The organism is Thalassospira sp. B30-1 (assembly GCF_015767575.1).
GTDB lineage: Bacteria > Pseudomonadota > Alphaproteobacteria > Rhodospirillales > Thalassospiraceae > Thalassospira > Thalassospira xiamenensis.
Genome location: NZ_CP065232.1, coordinates 278,500 through 295,627 on the forward strand (window position 1 = coordinate 278,500; position 17,128 = coordinate 295,627).

At 57.2% G+C, this 17,128-nt stretch carries 14 protein-coding genes; 11 read left to right on the forward strand and 3 right to left on the reverse strand.

Annotated elements, in window-relative coordinates:
* The first annotated feature begins 186 nt into the window (after positions 1-186).
* From IT971_RS01300 to IT971_RS01325, 6 genes are all read left to right on the forward strand, one after another.
* Positions 187-2,304 (forward strand): methyl-accepting chemotaxis protein, encoded by a 2,118-nt coding sequence (locus IT971_RS01300; protein WP_063093660.1) that lies wholly within the window; start codon positions 187-189, stop codon positions 2,302-2,304.
* A gap of 277 nt (positions 2,305-2,581) precedes the next feature.
* Positions 2,582-3,715: an efflux RND transporter periplasmic adaptor subunit gene (locus tag IT971_RS01305; RefSeq protein WP_063093661.1), complete on the forward strand. Its 1,134-nt coding sequence runs from the start codon at positions 2,582-2,584 to the stop codon at positions 3,713-3,715.
* Position 3,716: 1 nt separating this feature from the next.
* Positions 3,717-6,869 (forward strand): efflux RND transporter permease subunit, encoded by a 3,153-nt coding sequence (locus IT971_RS01310; RefSeq protein ID WP_063093718.1) that lies wholly within the window; start codon positions 3,717-3,719, stop codon positions 6,867-6,869.
* Between the two features lies 1 nt (position 6,870).
* A complete protein-coding gene (locus IT971_RS01315; RefSeq protein WP_063093662.1) occupies positions 6,871-8,322 on the forward strand; it encodes an efflux transporter outer membrane subunit in 1,452 nt (483 codons plus the stop codon).
* 100 nt (positions 8,323-8,422) lie between these two features.
* Positions 8,423-9,046, forward strand: coding sequence for an alpha-ketoglutarate-dependent dioxygenase AlkB (locus IT971_RS01320; RefSeq protein ID WP_063093663.1), 624 nt, complete (start codon positions 8,423-8,425; stop codon positions 9,044-9,046).
* A 272-nt stretch (positions 9,047-9,318) separates the two neighbouring features.
* Positions 9,319-10,362, forward strand: a complete 1,044-nt coding sequence (locus IT971_RS01325) for a LacI family DNA-binding transcriptional regulator (RefSeq protein WP_063093664.1) — start codon at positions 9,319-9,321, stop codon at positions 10,360-10,362.
* Here the strand turns inward: IT971_RS01325 and IT971_RS01330 are convergent.
* Positions 10,359-10,946 (reverse strand): DNA-3-methyladenine glycosylase I, encoded by a 588-nt coding sequence (locus IT971_RS01330; RefSeq protein WP_063093665.1) that lies wholly within the window; start codon positions 10,944-10,946, stop codon positions 10,359-10,361. The genes IT971_RS01325 and IT971_RS01330 overlap by 4 nt on opposite strands.
* Here IT971_RS01330 and IT971_RS01335 point away from each other — a divergent pair.
* The 4 genes from IT971_RS01335 (at position 10,945) to folD (ending at position 12,806) form a co-directional block, all read left to right on the forward strand.
* The gene (locus IT971_RS01335) at positions 10,945-11,118 is read left to right on the forward strand and encodes a hypothetical protein (protein WP_156487987.1); all 174 of its coding nucleotides are present in this window, start codon (positions 10,945-10,947) and stop codon (positions 11,116-11,118) included. The genes IT971_RS01330 and IT971_RS01335 overlap by 2 nt on opposite strands.
* Before the next feature lie 154 nt (positions 11,119-11,272).
* Positions 11,273-11,569, forward strand: coding sequence for a YggT family protein (locus IT971_RS01340; protein ID WP_007089155.1), 297 nt, complete (start codon positions 11,273-11,275; stop codon positions 11,567-11,569).
* 8 nt (positions 11,570-11,577) lie between these two features.
* Entirely contained in the window at positions 11,578-11,910 is a 333-nt protein-coding gene (locus tag IT971_RS01345) for a DUF167 family protein (RefSeq protein WP_063093666.1), read from the forward strand.
* Positions 11,907-12,806, forward strand: coding sequence for a bifunctional methylenetetrahydrofolate dehydrogenase/methenyltetrahydrofolate cyclohydrolase FolD (gene folD, locus IT971_RS01350; protein WP_063093667.1), 900 nt, complete (start codon positions 11,907-11,909; stop codon positions 12,804-12,806). The genes IT971_RS01345 and folD overlap by 4 nt, the downstream gene beginning before the upstream one ends.
* Positions 12,807-12,857: 51 nt before the next feature.
* Here folD and IT971_RS01355 read toward each other — a convergent pair whose 3' ends face one another.
* Complete coding sequence (locus IT971_RS01355) at positions 12,858-14,795, reverse strand: SLC13 family permease (RefSeq protein WP_063093668.1); 1,938 nt, start codon at positions 14,793-14,795, stop codon at positions 12,858-12,860.
* A 168-nt stretch (positions 14,796-14,963) separates the two neighbouring features.
* Between IT971_RS01355 and IT971_RS01360 the strand changes: the two genes are divergently transcribed.
* Complete coding sequence (locus IT971_RS01360) at positions 14,964-16,187, forward strand: winged helix-turn-helix domain-containing protein (protein WP_063093669.1); 1,224 nt, start codon at positions 14,964-14,966, stop codon at positions 16,185-16,187.
* A gap of 105 nt (positions 16,188-16,292) precedes the next feature.
* Here the strand turns inward: IT971_RS01360 and IT971_RS01365 are convergent, their stop codons facing one another.
* A complete protein-coding gene (locus IT971_RS01365; protein ID WP_007089149.1) occupies positions 16,293-17,063 on the reverse strand; it encodes an SDR family NAD(P)-dependent oxidoreductase in 771 nt (256 codons plus the stop codon).
* Positions 17,064-17,128: the final 65 nt, after the last annotated feature.

Consider the following 17,128-nt stretch of genomic DNA (forward strand, 5'->3'; position numbering starts at 1 on the left):
GTATAGAGTGCTTTCGTGTCGGGGATTTTGCGGCGCGGCAAATGTTCGAATGAACATTCAAAAGTCCCCATCTGTCCGTGTTGGCATAGACAAATGCGGATTTCATCTAACTGTTACAAAAACGACGGGAAACTCGGGTTAGAGACACGGGAAATATGTCCCCCATTCCGGATCATTGGAGATCCCATGTTTCTTGACCGTATTCGTATCGGTTACCGCATTTTTGCGGGGTTTCTTGCGCTTGTCATCATGCTGATCGGGTTAAGCGCCCTTTCATCATGGTATCTGCTGGGTTTTGGTGGTCATGCGGACCGTATTGCCAAAAGCACCCAGCTTGTCGGGCTTGCAAACGAATATGCGTTGAAGCTTGAACGGTTGTCGAACCAGGTTCTGCTGTTTGCCCAGACGGTTGATCCGCTGGACCGCGAAGGTATTGCGACAATTCGTGAAAGTGCAGAAGCCAGCGGTGCCGCGCTGATTGGTCAGCTTCGCGCCGAGGGCGATACCGAAAAAGCCGACGCGCTTGAAAGTCTGAATGCGGAATATATCGCAACCCTGGAGCCGCTTGTCCTGCGTGCCGAGAATTTGACGGCGGCGTCCGATACCATGCTGCTTGGTGCGCATCAGCTTGGCAAGTCGGCAGGCGAGCTGGTGGATTTCATCAGCAAACGTGATCCGGCACTGGCGGAAAAATATGCTGATAAACTTGGTGCCGCCAACCTGAGCGCAATTGTGAACAATCTGCAATATGCGATCCTGCGGACACCTGAATCGCTTGATACGGCGCGTACGCAAACCTCGGCGTTGACCGATCTTCAGGAAGAAATCAAAGGCTCGGTCGATGGGTTGAAACGCGCGGATAAAAAGCTGTTTTCCTATGCGATCCGCGATAATGACCTTTTAAAGCAGGGTGCGAACCAGCTTGAAGGGTCGATCGCGGGGTTCCGTCAGTCGATGGATGACTTCAAATCCGCCGTTCGCGAAGTTCAGGCAATTACCCAGAATATCCGCGAGGAAGCGGTTGCCGGTCAGAACATGCTGGTCGAGGCGGCGCATAGCGAGTCCGAAAGCAAGGCGATCACCAATATGGTGGTGGCCGGGATCGGGGCGCTGATTGCCTTTGGTCTGGCGATTGGCATCGCACTTAGCATTCTGCGTCCATTGGGACGTGTGAATGGCGATATGACGCGGTTGAGCGAAAACAACACCGATATCGACCTGATTGATTTCAATCGTGGTGATGAATTTGGCGCGATGTCACGCACGGTGGCGATTTTCCGCGAAAATGCCCTTAAGATCGAACAGATGGCCGAGGAACGCATCGCCCTTCAGCGCGAGGAAGAGGAAAAACGCCGGGCGTCGCTGGGTGCGATGGCCGAAACCATCGAAGGCGAAACCGCGGGGCTTGTCCAATCCGTCACCCATCAGGTCACAAGGATGCGGGACGCGGTTGGCGAAGTGGCCGCCGCCGCAGAACGTGTGACAGGCCAGACCGAAATGGCAACCAGTGCGGCCACGCAAAGCCAGTCGCACGCCCATTCGATCAGCGAGGCGGCGACACGGTTGTCCGATGCCATCGGATCGATTGCCAACCGGGTGGATCGGCAGCGCGCCATTGCGCAGAATGCGGTTAGTTCGACCAAGCAATCCGCCGAGGCGGTCGATGACCTTCGCGAAGTGGCAACCAGTATCGAGCAGATTGTCGATCTGATCCGCGGGATTGCCGGGCAGACCAACCTTCTGGCGCTGAACGCGACCATCGAGGCCGCACGCGCGGGCGAAGCGGGCAAAGGATTTGCCGTGGTGGCCGCCGAGGTCAAGAACCTTGCAGGCCAGACGGCACAGGCAACCGAACAGATCACCGCCCATGTCAGTGCGATGGGCAATGTGACGGATCGTTGTGTGCGGTCGATGGAAGATGTCGGTGTGACCGTGCGCGACATGATGTCGATTTCCGAAGAAGTGGCAGGTGACGTCGAACATCAGCGCCGCGAGACAGAGGAAATCAGCCTTGCGATTGCATCAGCGAGCGATGCGGCCCTTCATGTCAGCAACGCCATCCAGGAGGTATCGCGCGATATCGAGGTCACGCGGAAACTGAGCGTTGATCTGACCCGTCGCGCCGATGAGGTTGACCGTAATGTGACGGAACTTTCGGGGTCCCTTGACCGGGCGGTGGAATCGGCTGCCAGCGACGAAAGCCGCGATGATGGCAGCGATGCCAATGATGCCGACATCGTCGAAAAGGACGCGCAATCCAATCTTGTTGATTTTCCGGCGCAGTATATGCGCGGGGCGGCCTGAACCAGACGGTTTTCGCCGTTTTTGACAACGGATTTCATGGTTGATGAGCCAAAAGCCTGTGCAGATCATGCACGGGCTTTTGTGCTTTTGGGACGGCGGGAGTGATCCGGATCGGTTGAAGGAGCCTATTACCTGATGAGTACAAGTTGCGACATTTCTGATACAATTTTACGGTCGCTGCCCCTAGGGTAACTAAAGTAAGTTCTATAGTCTTGAATTTAAGACATATTCAGCGATGTCTTTGTATCTTTCCAGAACAGACAAGAACGGGCATTTGATGTCACGCACAGGTAGGCTAGCCGTATTTCTGTTGATTATTGCCGCAGTCGGGGGCGGCTGGTTTGCCTATGACAAAGGGATGCTGCCCTTTGTTGCGTCAAAAAGCCAAACCGAAGGCGATGCTGCAAAGCGCACCGGCAACCCGGCGCTGCCGGTGATTGCCGAATATGCCAGCATCATGGAAGAAAAGACGGTTGTTGAAGCCGTTGGAACCGGCCGGTCGACACTGGGCGTTTCGATTTATCCGGCGGTTTCGGGCGAAGTCGATGATGTTCTGTTTCATGCCGGTGAAAATGTATCGCGCGGGCAGGTTTTGCTGATCCTTGATTCGGATCGCGAACGGCTGGCGCGGGATCTGGCGTCCGTGCAGGTCAAGGATGCCAAGCAGCTTCTGGATCGTTACGAGCAGGCAAGGCCGCTTGGCGCGGTATCGGCAAGCGAGGTTGATGCGGCACGCACCGCCCTTGCCGAGGCGCGCATCCGTCTGGAACAGGCGGAAGTGGACCTGGCCGACCGGACCATTCTGGCACCGTTCAACGGCACGGTTGGTATTCCGCAGGTGGAGCCGGGCGACCGGGTGGACAGTTCCACATTGATTGCGACACTGGATAACGTTGAAAGTGTTCTGGTGGATTTCGAGGTTCCCGAAACCCGGTTTGACAATGTGAAGATCGGCCAGTCGCTTCGGGTTGAGACTTGGAGCCTTCCGGGGGAGTGGTTTGAAGGCACGGTCGATTCCATCGCCAGCCGTATTGATGCGGAAAGCCGCACCTTCAAGGTGCGTGCACGCATTCCGAACCCGACCGGGCGGCTTTTGTCGGGCATGTCCTTTGCGGTTTATGTAGATATCGAAGGTAAAACCTATCCGTCGGTGCCGGAAATTTCCGTCCTGTGGGGTGATGGCGGCACCTATATCTGGCGGATCAAGGATGACAAGGTCGAACGTGTTCCGGTCCGCGTCGTAAAGCGGACACAGGGGCGTATCCTGCTTGAGGGGCCGATTGCCAAGGGTGATCTGATTGTGGTCGAAGGCGTGCTTCGCCTGCGGCCCGGCCGGGATGTGGCGGCAACCATCCGTGGTGGCGATGAAACCGGCGTTGCGCAGCGCAACGGCACCGGCGAAGGGTCGTAACATGCAGGACGGAAATCAGAACGAAAACCAGAATGATCTGGCGTCACTCAGCATCCGTCGCCCTGTTCTTATTTCCGTGGTGTCGCTTCTGATCATTCTGGCGGGCCTTGCGGCGATGCTCGGCGTTGAAATTCGTGAACTGCCCAACGTCGATCAGCCGACCGTGACGGTTTATGCGACCTATGACGGGGCTTCGCCGGAAACGGTTGATGCCGAGGTGACCAGTATCCTAGAAGGGGCGGCATCGCGGGTCAGCGGTGTCAAACGCATCAGTTCCAACAGCGAAGAAGCCACGTCGCGGGTTCGGGTTGAATTTTACCCCGATGTTGAAATCAATGACGCCGCCAATGACATCCGCGAGGCGGTCAGCCGCGCGTCAAGAAGCCTTCCGGACGAGGTCGAGGATGTCCGCGTGGTCAAGGCCGATGCCGATGCCAGCGCGATCATGCGCCTTGCCGTGGTCAGCAACCGCCTGACCGAGGAAGAGCTTGCCAATATCGTGGATGACCAGATCAGCCCGGCGCTGCTTTCGGTGCCCGGTGTGGCCGAAATCACCGTCAATGGCGAACGCGAGAAGGTTTTGCATGTCCGGGTCGATCCGCTGCGTCTGGCCAGTTACGGTTTTTCGGTTCAGGACGTTGCGGATGTCCTGAAAACCGCCAAGTTCGACATTCCCGCCGGCAGTTTTGATTCCAGTGATCAGAAGCTTTTTGTCCGTGCCGATGCGTCGGTCTGGGAGGTCGAAGACGTCAAACAGATGTTTATCCGCAATCAGGTCCGGCTGGGCGATGTGGCGGATGTCTATTACGGGCCCGATGATGCAACGTCCTATGTGCGTCTGGATGGCCGGACCGTGATCGGGCTTGGCGTCGTGCGCCAGGCGCAATCGAACACGATTGCGATATCGGACGGCATTCGGGACGTAGCCGAACGCCTGAACAATCAGTACGACGATATCAATGTTTTCGTGAATTCCGACGATGCGGTGTTTATCGAAGGCGCGCTTTGGGAAGTTCTGAACAGTCTGGCGCTGGCGATTATCATCGTGATCGGCGTGCTTTATCTGTTCCTGCGGTCCTTTACCGCGACGCTGATTCCGACGGTGACCATTCCGATTGCGCTGGTCGGGACGGTGGCCGCGATCTGGATGATGGGCTTTTCGATCAATATCCTGACATTGCTGGCCCTTGTTCTGGCAACGGGGATGATTGTCGATGATGCGATTGTGGTTCTGGAAAATATCCAGCGCCGCCGTCATCAGGGATTGGGATCGATGGCGGCCGCGGTTCTGGGCACGCGGCAGGTGTTTTTTGCGGTGATTGCCACCACCCTGACGCTGGTATCGGTGTTCGTGCCGATTTCGTTTTTGCCGAGCACGGCGGGGCGGCTTTTCAGGGAATTCGGGTTCGTACTGGCGTTTTCGGTGGCGGTGTCGTCGTTTGTGGCACTTTCGCTGTGTCCGATGCTGGCGTCGCGCTTAAAGCATATTGACCCGCATGACGGGGACAAGGATGCCAAGCCGAATTTTCTGGAACGGGTCGGGTTTTACTGTTCGGGGATTTACAAAAACATTCTTGAATGGGTTTTGCGGTTCCCGCTGATTACCCTGATCGTGTCGATCTTTGCCGGTGTGCTGGCCTTTGGGGTTTATAACAGCGTCACGCAGGAACTTCTGCCCGACGAGGATCGCGGACGTATTCTGGTGTCGCTGCGCGGGCCGGACGGGGTTGGTATTGATTACATGGACCGGCAGGTCGAAACGGTTGAAAACATCCTGCGTCCGATTGTCGAGGCCGGCGATGCCTATAACATCTATACGATTGTCGGTCTTTGGGACCCGAACCGTGCGCTGGTGATTGCGCCCCTGGTGCCGTGGGATGAACGCAGCCGCAGCCAGCAGGAAATCACCGGTTCGATCCGTGGGGCGCTTGATGCACTGCCCGGTGTGCAGGCCTTTGTCTATCAGCCCAACAGCCTTGGGCTTCGCGGCGGGACCGGCGAAGGATTTGAATTTGCCCTGACCGGGACGAATTACCGCACATTGGCGGCGAATGCGCGCGCCATGCAGCAGGAGCTTGAGGCGAATTATCCGCAGTTTGTCGGGCTTCGGGTTTCCTATCAGACGACACAGCCGCAATTGCTGGTCAATATTGACCGGCAGCGGGCATCCGACCTTGGCATTCCGATCGAAAGCCTTGATACGACGCTACGTGCGATGATCGAGGGATATGAAGTTACCGAGATTACGGTCGATGATGAAAACATCCCGGTCAAACTGCGCAGCAGTGCGGGCAGCATCAATGATCCGTCGGATCTGGAGAATCTGTTTGTCAGCAACCGGGATGGTCGTATTTTACCGCTATCTTCGGTGATCAATCTGAGCGAAGAGGCGGTGGCATCGGAACTGGATCGCGAGGGACAGCAGCGCGCAGTCAAGATTTCGGGCAACCTTGCGCCGGGATATACGTTGCAGCAGGCAGTGGTCGATATTGATCAGGTCGGTGACAAGGTCCTGCCGCCCGGGGTGAATGTTCTGTTCCTGGGCGATGCGGCGACACTGGGCGAAACATCGCATGATGTGCAGATCACCTTCCTGATTGCGGTTCTTGTGGTGTTGCTGGTTCTGGCGGCACAGTTTGAAAGCTTCATGTCTGCCCTTGTGGTGGTTCTGACCGTTCCGTTCGGTCTGGCGGCGGCGATTTATGCGCTGGGCATCAGTGGCACGTCGATCAATATCTATAGCCAGATCGGGTTGGTGATGCTGGTCGGGCTTATGGCCAAGAACGGTATTCTTGTTGTCGAATTTGCCGACCAGTTGCGCGATGCCGGGAAATCCGTGCGCGAAGCGGTGCATGATGCGGCGATGATCCGCCTGCGCCCGATCATGATGACAATGATTTCAACCGTTCTGGGCGGGTTGCCGCTTGTGCTCGGCACCGGGGCCGGGGCGGAGGCGCGTGCCGCGATTGGCTGGGTAGTGTTTGGCGGGCTTGGTTTTGCGACGGTCTTTACCCTGTTTTTAACACCGGTTTTATACCTTTTGCTGGCGCCGCTGGTGTCAGCCCGTGCCGATGGCGGCAAGAAACTGCAAAGCCAGTTGCGGGCTGCGGAAAGCATCCCGGACAAGGGCGAGATCGAAGGAAGTGCCAGCTAGAATGTCTGTAAAACGCCTTTCAATCTGTTGTGCCCTGCCGCTTATGATCGGACTTTCCGCCTGTCAGACGGTCGGCCCGGATTATGTTGCGCCGAAATTTGATCTTGTCGGGGCCTATACCCCGCCGGTACCGGTGATCGCCGCCAATCAGGCCGATCATGGCCGTTGGTGGGAAAGTACGCGTGATCCGGTTCTTTCTGAGCTGATTGCACTTGGACTTGCCAATAACCTTGATTTGCGGATCGCGGCCAGCCGGATCGAAGAAGCCCGGGCGGTGGCGCGCGGTATTTCGGGGGCAAATGGCATCGAGGTCGGTGCCAGTGTTAACGGCGATGCCGAACGCGGCACATCGTCGCGCGAACGTGGCAGCCAGACCACCGATATCGGATACCGGGCCGGGATTGATTTTTCATGGACGGCGGATGTCTGGGGCGGGCAGCAGCGCGAGGACGAAGTCGCGTTGGCGGATTATCTGGAACAGGTTTATCTGCGCGAAGACGTTTACCTGACGGTGATTGCCGATATCGTACGCAACTATATCGAGCTGCGCGGCACGCAGAAACGGCAGGAATTGCTGCGCAGTTCGCTTGATCTGCAACGTCAGACCAGCAACATCGTTGAGGTCCGGATGCAGACGGGGCTGGCGTCCGAACTTGATCTTTCGCGCGCGCGCGCCGAGGTTTCCGATATCGAGGCGACATTGCCGACATTGCAGACCGATATTGATCGGTCTATCAATGCGATTGGAATCCTTCTGGGGGCGCAGCCGGGAAGCTATCGCGACCGTCTGGTCGATGTGCAGCCCCTGCCGGAATTTGACAGTGCGCCGCCGATTGGCATTCCAGCCGACCTTTTGCGCCGTCGCCCCGATGTCCGCGCGGCCGAGCTTTCATTGATTTCCGCGACCGCCGAAATCGGGGTTCAGACCGCCGATCTTTATCCTGAATTGACGCTGGACGGGTCACTTGCCCTTGGGGCGACGGGGTATGGCACCGGGCCGATTGTCCGTACCGCAATGGCCGCCATCGGGGCGCTGATTGATGCGACGCTTTATGATGGCGGTGCCAGACAGGCCGATATCGATGTTGCCGAACAACAGGCGCAGCAGGCATTTTATGGCTATCAGCAGACGCTTCTGGTCGCCATTCAGGATGTTGAAAGTGCGATTTACGGCTATGTCGGGGCGGTCCAGCAGCGCGATTCCCTGATTTCATCGGTGCAGTATCACCGTCAGGCGTTCGAGCAGTCCCGCGTGCGATATGTTCAGGGGCTTTCAAACTTCCTTGATGTTCTTGATTCTCAGCGCACCCTGACGCAGTCGCAGCAGGACCTGGCGGATGCGGAAACCGATCTGGAACTGGAAACCATCAATCTTTATGCCGCGGTCGGACTTAGCGTTGATGATGTCGAACGTTATGCCGACAAGGCCGGGATTGACATGAATAATGGCTAGCGCCGCCAAACATCTGTAATAACGCTGATTTCCATAAGCTGTTGCTTGTTTTCGCCGCCAGTTCGGCCTAGGTCTTGGGTATCGTGAACCGGGGAAGAAAATGACGGGCGATCTGTTTGCCAATGAGCCACCACACAATCTGCTGCCCTTTGATGGGGAGGCATTGCTGCTGCGTGAGGTTATGGCCGCAGGCGACGCGGATCGAACGTTTGAGCGGCTTTTAAGCGGCATTGTCTGGCAGCAGGAAGTTGCCAGATTGATGGGGCGCGAAATTGCCGTGCCGCGATTGACGGCGTGGTATGGCGATGTGGCCTATCGTTATAGCGGTGTCTATCACCCGGCATCACCATTTCCGAAAATTGTCGTGCCACTTCGTGAACTGGTCGAAGAAAAATCCGATGCGTCGTTCAACACGGTTCTGCTGAACCAGTATCGCGACGGGCGCGACAGCGTTGCATGGCATGCCGATGACGAGGATGTGCTGGGCGAAAATCCGATTATTGCCAGTCTGTCGTTTGGTGAGGAACGCCGGTTCCATTTCCGGCACAAGAAAACCGGTGATCGGGTCAGTGTCGATCTGCCGCATAATTCGCTGCTGATCATGCGGGGCGCGACACAGCATCACTGGTTACATCAGATTCCCAAAACCGCGCGCCAGATCGGGCCCCGGATCAACCTGACATTCCGTCATACCGCACCGGAAAACAAGGTGCGCGGCCGATGAGTTCGGGGGGCTCCGAAAAAAGCCGCCCCGGTCAGGGCGGCTTGAAGTCAGCAATTCGAGATTGCCGGGAAAACCGTCAACACCGGGGTGCAAACGGACAAACATATCGGTGGTTGCGCAATCGGCGCACACAATAATGAATCGATTCAATGAATGCAGTGTGGCGGTCCGAAAGGGGTTCTGTCAATATCGGGATGAAACGATTCAAAAAAATGTCACGTGATTGCCGGTTAATCCGTAAGCCGGGTGAATGAAGGGGAGACATCGCAAGCATGGCAGAACGGGTACGTCTTCTGGATGTGGCCAAGGCGGCCGGGGTATCGCAAGGCACGGCATCGAATGCCTTTGGCAAGCCCGATCTGGTCCGCAAGGAAGTCCGGGAACGCATTCTGGAAGTTGCCAGAGAGCTTGGCTATCGCGGGCCGCATGTGATGGCGCGGATGCTGCGTACCGGCAAGGCCGGGGCGCTTGGCGTGGTGTTTCCCGATAACCTTGAATATGCGTTCAGTGATCCGGTGGCGATTGAGCTTCTGCGCGGTGTCGGGCGGGAATGTGCCCGTCAGGCGGTCAATATGATGATCATTTCCGCCGAAAACCCCGAACAGGCAATTACCGCGATCAACAATGCCGCTGTTGATGCCTTTCTGGTGCATTGCTATTCCGATGACAATGACATCATTTCCGCCATTCAGCGCCGCAACCAGCCGCTGGTCTGCATTGATACCGATATTGCCGGGGCGGCGGGCACCGTGGTGCTGGATGATTTTGCCGGGGCGGAAATGGCGGCCCAGCATTTGATTGATTGCGGCGCGCGCAGGTTTGCCATCCTGTCATTACAGGCCAACAAGGCGGAAAATTTCGGCCCGATGAATGCCAAGCGCCGCGGGGCGGTCAGCCATCGTGTGGTGCGCGAACGGCTTGGCGGATATCACGCCAGCCTTAAAAAGGCGGGAATCGCGATTGAGGATATCGTCCATATCGAATGCGAAAACATGTCATCGCACAGTGCCGAAATGGTCGAAACCATGTTACGCGACCACCCGGAAATCGACGGCATTCTGGCGATGTCCGATGTGATTGCCATCGGGGCACTTGATGGTGCACGCGCAAGTGGCCGCAAAATCCCCGATGATCTTAAGGTGATCGGCTTTGACGGGATCGCGGAGGGCGAACGCACCGACCCGCCATTATCGAGCATCCGTCAGGATTCCGTTGAAAAGGGGCGTCTGGCCGCCGAAATGGCGCTTGGCGAAACGCAAGGCGACAACAACCGCGTGCTTGAAACCAGTCTGCTTGTCAGGGGATCAACGCGTTAAGCCGAAAGTGCCGGGTAGCAGTGGCAATCGGTGGTGTGGTCCATCACAAGGCCAGTGGCCTGCATGAAGGAATAGATGATTGTCGTGCCGACAAACTTCATGCCGCGTTTTTTGAGGTCCTTGGACAGGGCGTCGCTGAGTTCCGTCGATACGGGCACTTCGGACATGGCTTTCCAGTGGTTGATGATGGGTTTGCCGCCGATGAAGCCCCAGATATAGGCATCGAAGCTGCCAAATTCCTTCTGGATTTCGATGAAGGCCCTGGCGTTCAGGATGCTTGCCGCGACCTTGGCCCGGTTGCGGATGATGCCGGGATCGGCCAGAAGTGTTTGTTGTTTGGCCTCGTCATATTTCGCGATCTTATGGACATCAAAATTGTCATAGGCCGCGCGATAGGTATCGCGCCGCGCAAGGATCGTCAGCCAGCTTAAACCGGCCTGCGCGCCTTCGAGGATCAGCATTTCGAAAAAATGCCGGTCATCATGAACCGGAACGCCCCATTCCTGATCGTGGTAATCGACGTAAAACGGCTTGTCGAGATGGGTTTCGGCCCATTTGCAACGGGGGAATGTGTTTGCCGACATGGTCGATCCTTCTTTGTCATTTGATGGCGGGGCATTGTTGGATGGGATCACGGGGACTGGCAAGCCTGATGACTTTGTCCTGACATTTCTCCTGACAGAAACTGTCGGGGCGGGGATGTTCTTGAACCATTTTGGCGAAAAGGTCGTGCCAAAATCGCGCAATGTCTGGTGAAGCATGTCACATCAGGTGGAAAACTTGATGAAAGCATCGGAAAATAGGTGCTCTGTGCTTGCGCCCGGAGCCAAGGCCGACTAGGTTTTGCAGCGTGTTAACACAATTCCGATCAGATCGGCCCGATCTGGACCGACTGCTACAAGGAGCGGCGATGCTGGCGATTTTTTGGCTTATTGACACCGTTATTGGTATCTACATTTTCATGCTGATTGCGTCGGCAATCCTGTCATGGCTTGTGGCATTTGACGTGATCAATTCCAGCAACCGGTTCGTTTATATGGTTGGCGATTTCCTCTATCGGATTACCGAACCGGCATTGCGACCGATCCGCCGGATCATTCCGAATCTGGGCGGCATTGATATTTCGCCGATCATCCTGATCCTGATCCTGCAGTTTGCCAATATGCTGATCCAGACAGACGTGCGTGCGGCGTTGCTGGGTTACTAAGCCCGTAGATGGGTAAACCGTTCTGCGAGAAGCTTTCAGATGGCACCGGCATCAAGGTGTTTTTGCGACTGACGCCAAAGGCTTCGCGCAATGCGATTGCCGGGGTGGGCGTTGATGGCAACGGGCAGCAGCAGGTCAGGGCGACGGTTACGGCGGTGCCTGAAAATGGCAAGGCGAATACAGCCCTGATAAAGCTTTTGGCAAAAACGGCCAAATGGCCTAAATCGTCAGTCGAAATTGTTGCCGGGCATACGGACCGCAACAAGGTGCTGGAAATTTCAGGCGATCCGGACGCACTGATTGCGCAACTTCATGAATTGACGGGCGGACAAGACATATGAGCGACGCAAAAATCATCGACGGCAAAGCATTCGCAGCCAAATTGCGCGGCGACATCGCAGCAGAAGTGGCCAAGATCAAAGATGCGCACGGCATCACGCCGGGCCTTGCGGTTATTCTGGTCGGTGAAGACCCGGCAAGCCAGGTTTATGTCCGTAACAAGGGCAAGCAGACCCTTGAATGCGGCATGAATTCGTATGAGCACAAGCTTTCCGCCGATACGTCGCAGGAAGATCTTCTGGCGCTGATTGCGAAGCTGAATGCCGATCCGAATGTGCATGGCATTCTGTGCCAGTTGCCGGTGCCCAAACATATCGACGATCAGGCGATCCTTGCCGCGATTGATCCGGCCAAGGATGTTGACGGCTTCCATGTCGTCAATGCCGGTGCACTGGCAACCGGGGGCGAGGGATTTGCGCCCTGCACGCCTTATGGCTGCCTGATGCTGCTTAAGGACACGCTTGGCGATCTTTCGGGGATGCGCGCGGTGGTTGTTGGCCGGTCCAACATCGTCGGCAAGCCGATGGCGCAGTTGCTTCTGAAAGAAAGCTGCACGGTGACCATCGCGCATTCGCGCACCCGTGACCTGCCCGAAGAAGTCCGCCGTGCCGACATCGTCGTTGCTGCCGTCGGCCGCCCCAACATGATCAAGGGCGACTGGATTGCGCCCGGTGCCACCGTGATTGATGTTGGCATCAACCGCGTCGAAGGGGCCGAGGGCAAGATGAAGCTGGTTGGCGATGTCGAATTTGAAACCGCATCCAAAGTCGCCGGTGCCATCACCCCGGTTCCGGGCGGTGTCGGCCCGATGACGATTGCGTGTTTGCTCAACAACACCCTGATTTCGGCGTGTCGTGCCAACGGCCTTGCGGTGCCGAACCTTGGCTTTGACAGCTAAGTCGTCATCAAATCGAATTTTAAAAGGGCAGCTTCGGGCTGCCCTTTCTCGTTACAGCGGCCAAACCCACAACAACATTGGTACCCCAACCGCCACCACGATGATTTCAATCGGCAGGCCTAGCCGCCAGTAATCGCCGAAGCGGAAGCCGCCGGGGCCGAGGATGAGCGTGTTGTTCTGATGGCCGATCGGGGTCAGGAAGGCGCAGGATGCGCCGATAGCGACCGCCATCAGGAAGGCGTCGGGATTGGCGTCGAGTTGCGCGGCACTGCCAATTGCAATCGGGCACATGACGGCCGCCGTGGCGGCATTGTTCATGAAATCCGAGAGCGTCATGGTGATGATCAGGATCAGGCCAAGGGCAATGATGGCATTCCCCTGTGCGACCCAGTTTAGCAGGAAGCGGGCAATCAGATCGGCCGTGCCGGTGGTTTCCATGGCAGTTGCCACCGGGATCAGGGCGGCAAGCAGGACAATTACCGGCCAGTCCACTGCGTCATAGACATTGCGCGGGGCGACCACGCGCGTCACCATCGCGATCAGAACCCCGATGGCAAAGGCAACGGCAGCGGGCATGACGCCAAAGGCGGCGGCACCAATGGCCGCGGCCATGATGCCCGTGGCCTTTAGCGCCTGAGCATTGTCGGGGATGCGAAGCGCGCGTTGCGCCAGCGGCACACAGCCAAGGCGCGATGCAAAATCATGAATGGCTTCGGGCGGACCTTGCATCAAAAGCACGTCGCCGGCCTTCATTGACATGGTACGCAACCGCGCCATCGAGCGTTGCCCCTGCCGCGACACCGCCAAAAGGTTTACGCCATACCGGGTGCGCAGATGGATATCGGTGGCGGACCGGCCGATAAAGCCGGAGTTCGGCAAAATCGCCAGTTCCATAAGCGCAATGTCATCGGACTGGATCGCGCCGCGACGGCCATCATCGGGCTTTTGCGTATCGGTTTCGGGCGTGTCAGCTTTCTTTTCGGCCTTTGCTGATTTGGTGGCAATTGTCTTTGTATTTTTGGCTTCCGGGGCTTCCGGTGCATCCGTATCGCCTTTATCTTCCGGTTGTTCGGCCGCCTTTGCCTGTGCCTCCAGATCGCGTAATTCTTCCTCAAGCTTCAAATCAAGGGCGGACAGGGCAATGGCCAGTGCTTCGGGATCGGCTTCGATGATCAGGATGTCGTTTTCGTATAGTTCGCGAAACGGGTTTGGGGCAGGGATGCGTTTTTCGTTGCGGATCAGGCCGATGACCTGCGCGTCGCCCTTTTCCAGTTCGCGGTTCACATCGCGCAGCATCATGCCAATCGCCTTGCTGCCCGCGGCAATGCGTGCCTCGGTCAGGTAGGAGCCGGTTTCAAAGCCCTCCGCCCCGGCGCGTTCGCGGGTGGGGACAAGCCAGCGGCCAAACACCATGACGAAAATCAGACCGGCGGCGGCAACAACAATCCCGACCGGGGTATAATCAAACATCGTAAAGCCGCCATCCCCGGCCTCGGCCCGGAAACCGGCGACAATCAGGTTGGGCGGGGTGCCGATCAGGGTGGTCATGCCGCCTAGGATCGATCCGAAGGCGAGCGGCATAAGGATTTTGCCCGGTGGCAGGTTCTGTTTGGTTGCGATCTGAAGGGCGACGGGCATCAGAAGGGCCAGTGCGCCGACATTGTTCATGAAGGCCGACAGGATGGCCGCCAGCAGGCTGAGGGCAGCCATAGTGACGACTGGCCCGGCGGATTGCGGTAGAACCATGCGGGTCAGGTTATCGACCGCGCCCGATTGCTGAAGTGCCGATGACAGGATCAGGATACAGGCAACCGTGATCACCGCCGGATGACCGAAACCCTGAAAGGCCCCATCAACAGGCACCAGCCCCGCGACCACGCAACATAGCAGGGATGCCATCGCAACCATGTCATGACGCCAGCGGCCCCACAGGAACATGACGACCGTTCCGACAAGAATGGCAAGGATCAGGATTTGTTTGAGTTCCATGGATGCCTGTCTGGTTGCTTCATCGGGTTGAGAACATGGTCAGCACGGACTGACCGGGAGCGAAGAACGATCCGACCTATCGAAATGTTCCTGCAACCTACTGACATAATTGTCAGGAGGGTATGATACCATCACACTGTTTTTCTTTGCGATTTTTCAAAGGCCACCATGATTAACGACAAAGCCGCGATTTCCGTATCCGCCCGGCAGGCGCGCAATCTGGCCCTTGCCGCACAGGGGTTTGATCAGGACGAAAGCCGCCCGGTGACGAAGCGCCGGATCATGAAAGCCATCCGCCAGACCGGCATGTTACAGGTCGACAGTGTCAATGTTCTGACGCGTGCGCATTACATGCCGGTCTTTTCGCGGCTTGGCGTTTATGACCCGGCGGACCTTGATCAACTGAGCTGGGGCAACGCCCGGCAGCGGCGATTGTTTGAATATTGGGGCCACGAGGCATCGATGATTCCGGTCGAGGATTACGGGCTTTATCGATGGCGCATGGCGGATGCCGCCGAGGGCAAGGGCACCTGGGGGCAGATCGCCAAAATGATCCGTGATCATCCTGAATTTGTGCGCAGTATTCTGGACCGGATCGAAAAGGAAGGGGCACTTGCCGCCAGTGATCTGGAACAGGAAGGCGCATCAAGTTCGAAATGGTGGGGATGGTCAAAGACCAAAACCGCGATGGAATTCCTGTTCTGGAGCGGGCAGGTGATGGCGCGCAAACGGCGCACCAGTTTCGAGCGGGTTTATGACCTGCCCGAACGGATCATCGGCCCGGAGGCGCTTGAACCAGCCATGCCGCGTGCCGAGGCCCAGCGTGCCCTGATCCGCAACGGGATAGCCGCGATGGGGATCGCGACGGAGGCCGACCTTCGGAAGTATTTCCGCCTGCCGACCGACGATGCCAAGGCGCGCGTTGCCGAAATGGTCGAGGACGGTACGTTGTTGCAGGCGAATGTCGAGGGTTGGAAACAGCCGGGATATTTGTGCCCGCATGTCAACCCGCGGTGCCGTGCCAAACCGACCGCCTTGATGGTACCATTCGATCCGATCATGTGGGAACGCGACCGGGTGGAACGGATATTCGGCTTCAATTACCGCATCGAAATCTATGTCCCGGCGGAAAAGCGGCAATATGGTTATTACGTTCTGCCGTTCATGAAGGATGGGGAATTTGTTGCGCGTGTCGATCTGAAAGCCGACCGACAGGAAGGGGTTCTTCGGGTGCAGAGCGCACATCTGGAAGACGGGTGTGATGGGGCAGCCGTTGCGGGCGATCTGATGGTGAATCTGTCACGACTGGCGCGGTTTCTGGGGCTTCAAGGCGTTGTCGTGATGCCGTGCAATCCGTTTTCGGTGTATCTTGGCCGACAAATTCAAGGCTGAAAAGGTGAACGGGGCGAAGGTCCCACAACCACGCCCCGTTCTACCACAGTCCTGACCTGATCGCAGAAGCTTCAGGACAATGCGATCAACAGTTTTACCTGTGCCTTACCAGCAGGTATAACCCCCATCAGCCAGGACAATGGAGCCGGTCATCAGGCTGGACGCGTCGGATGCCAGGAACAGCACAACCGATCCGATTTCCTCGGTCAGGCCAAGGCGGGCCATCGGGGTGCCATTGATCCAGGCGTCATACATGTCCGGCTTGGATTTCACGAATTCATTTAGCGGTGTTGCGATATAGGTCGGTGCAACCGCATTGACGCGCACGCCACGCCCGCCCCATTCGGCAGCCAGCGATTTGGTCAGATGATGCACGGCGGCCTTGGATGCGTTGTAATAGGCCTGTTCCTGCGGTTTGTTGACGATGAAGCCCGACATGGAGCCGACATTGACGATCACGCCGTTTTTCTTGGCCAGCATCTGTTTGCCAAATTCGCGGCAGCACCAGAATGTGCCGTTCAGGTTGACGTCAATGACGTTAAGCCAATGTTCATCGGTGACGGTTTCGGCCGGGGTTTCGGAACGTGCGATACCGGCATTGTTGACCAGAATGTCAACGCCGCCTTCACGGCCCATTTTTTCGGCACTGGTGCGAACCTGATCGGTGTTGGTGACGTCCATGATGTCGATATCGGCGGTGTAACCCTTTGATTTCAGGTAATCACGGCCTTCTTCGGCGACGCCTTCGCTGATGTCACCGATAATGACATGCGCGCCTGCTTCTGCCAGTGCCTCGCAGCATGACAGGCCAATTGCGCGACCGCCCCCGGTGACATAGGCGCGGCGTCCGGTAAGATCGAACTTTTTGAGGTACATTTTGGTCTCACATTCTTGTGGTGGTCAGGCTGGGTCGCATGGCGTGTGGGGCAATGCGATCCGGT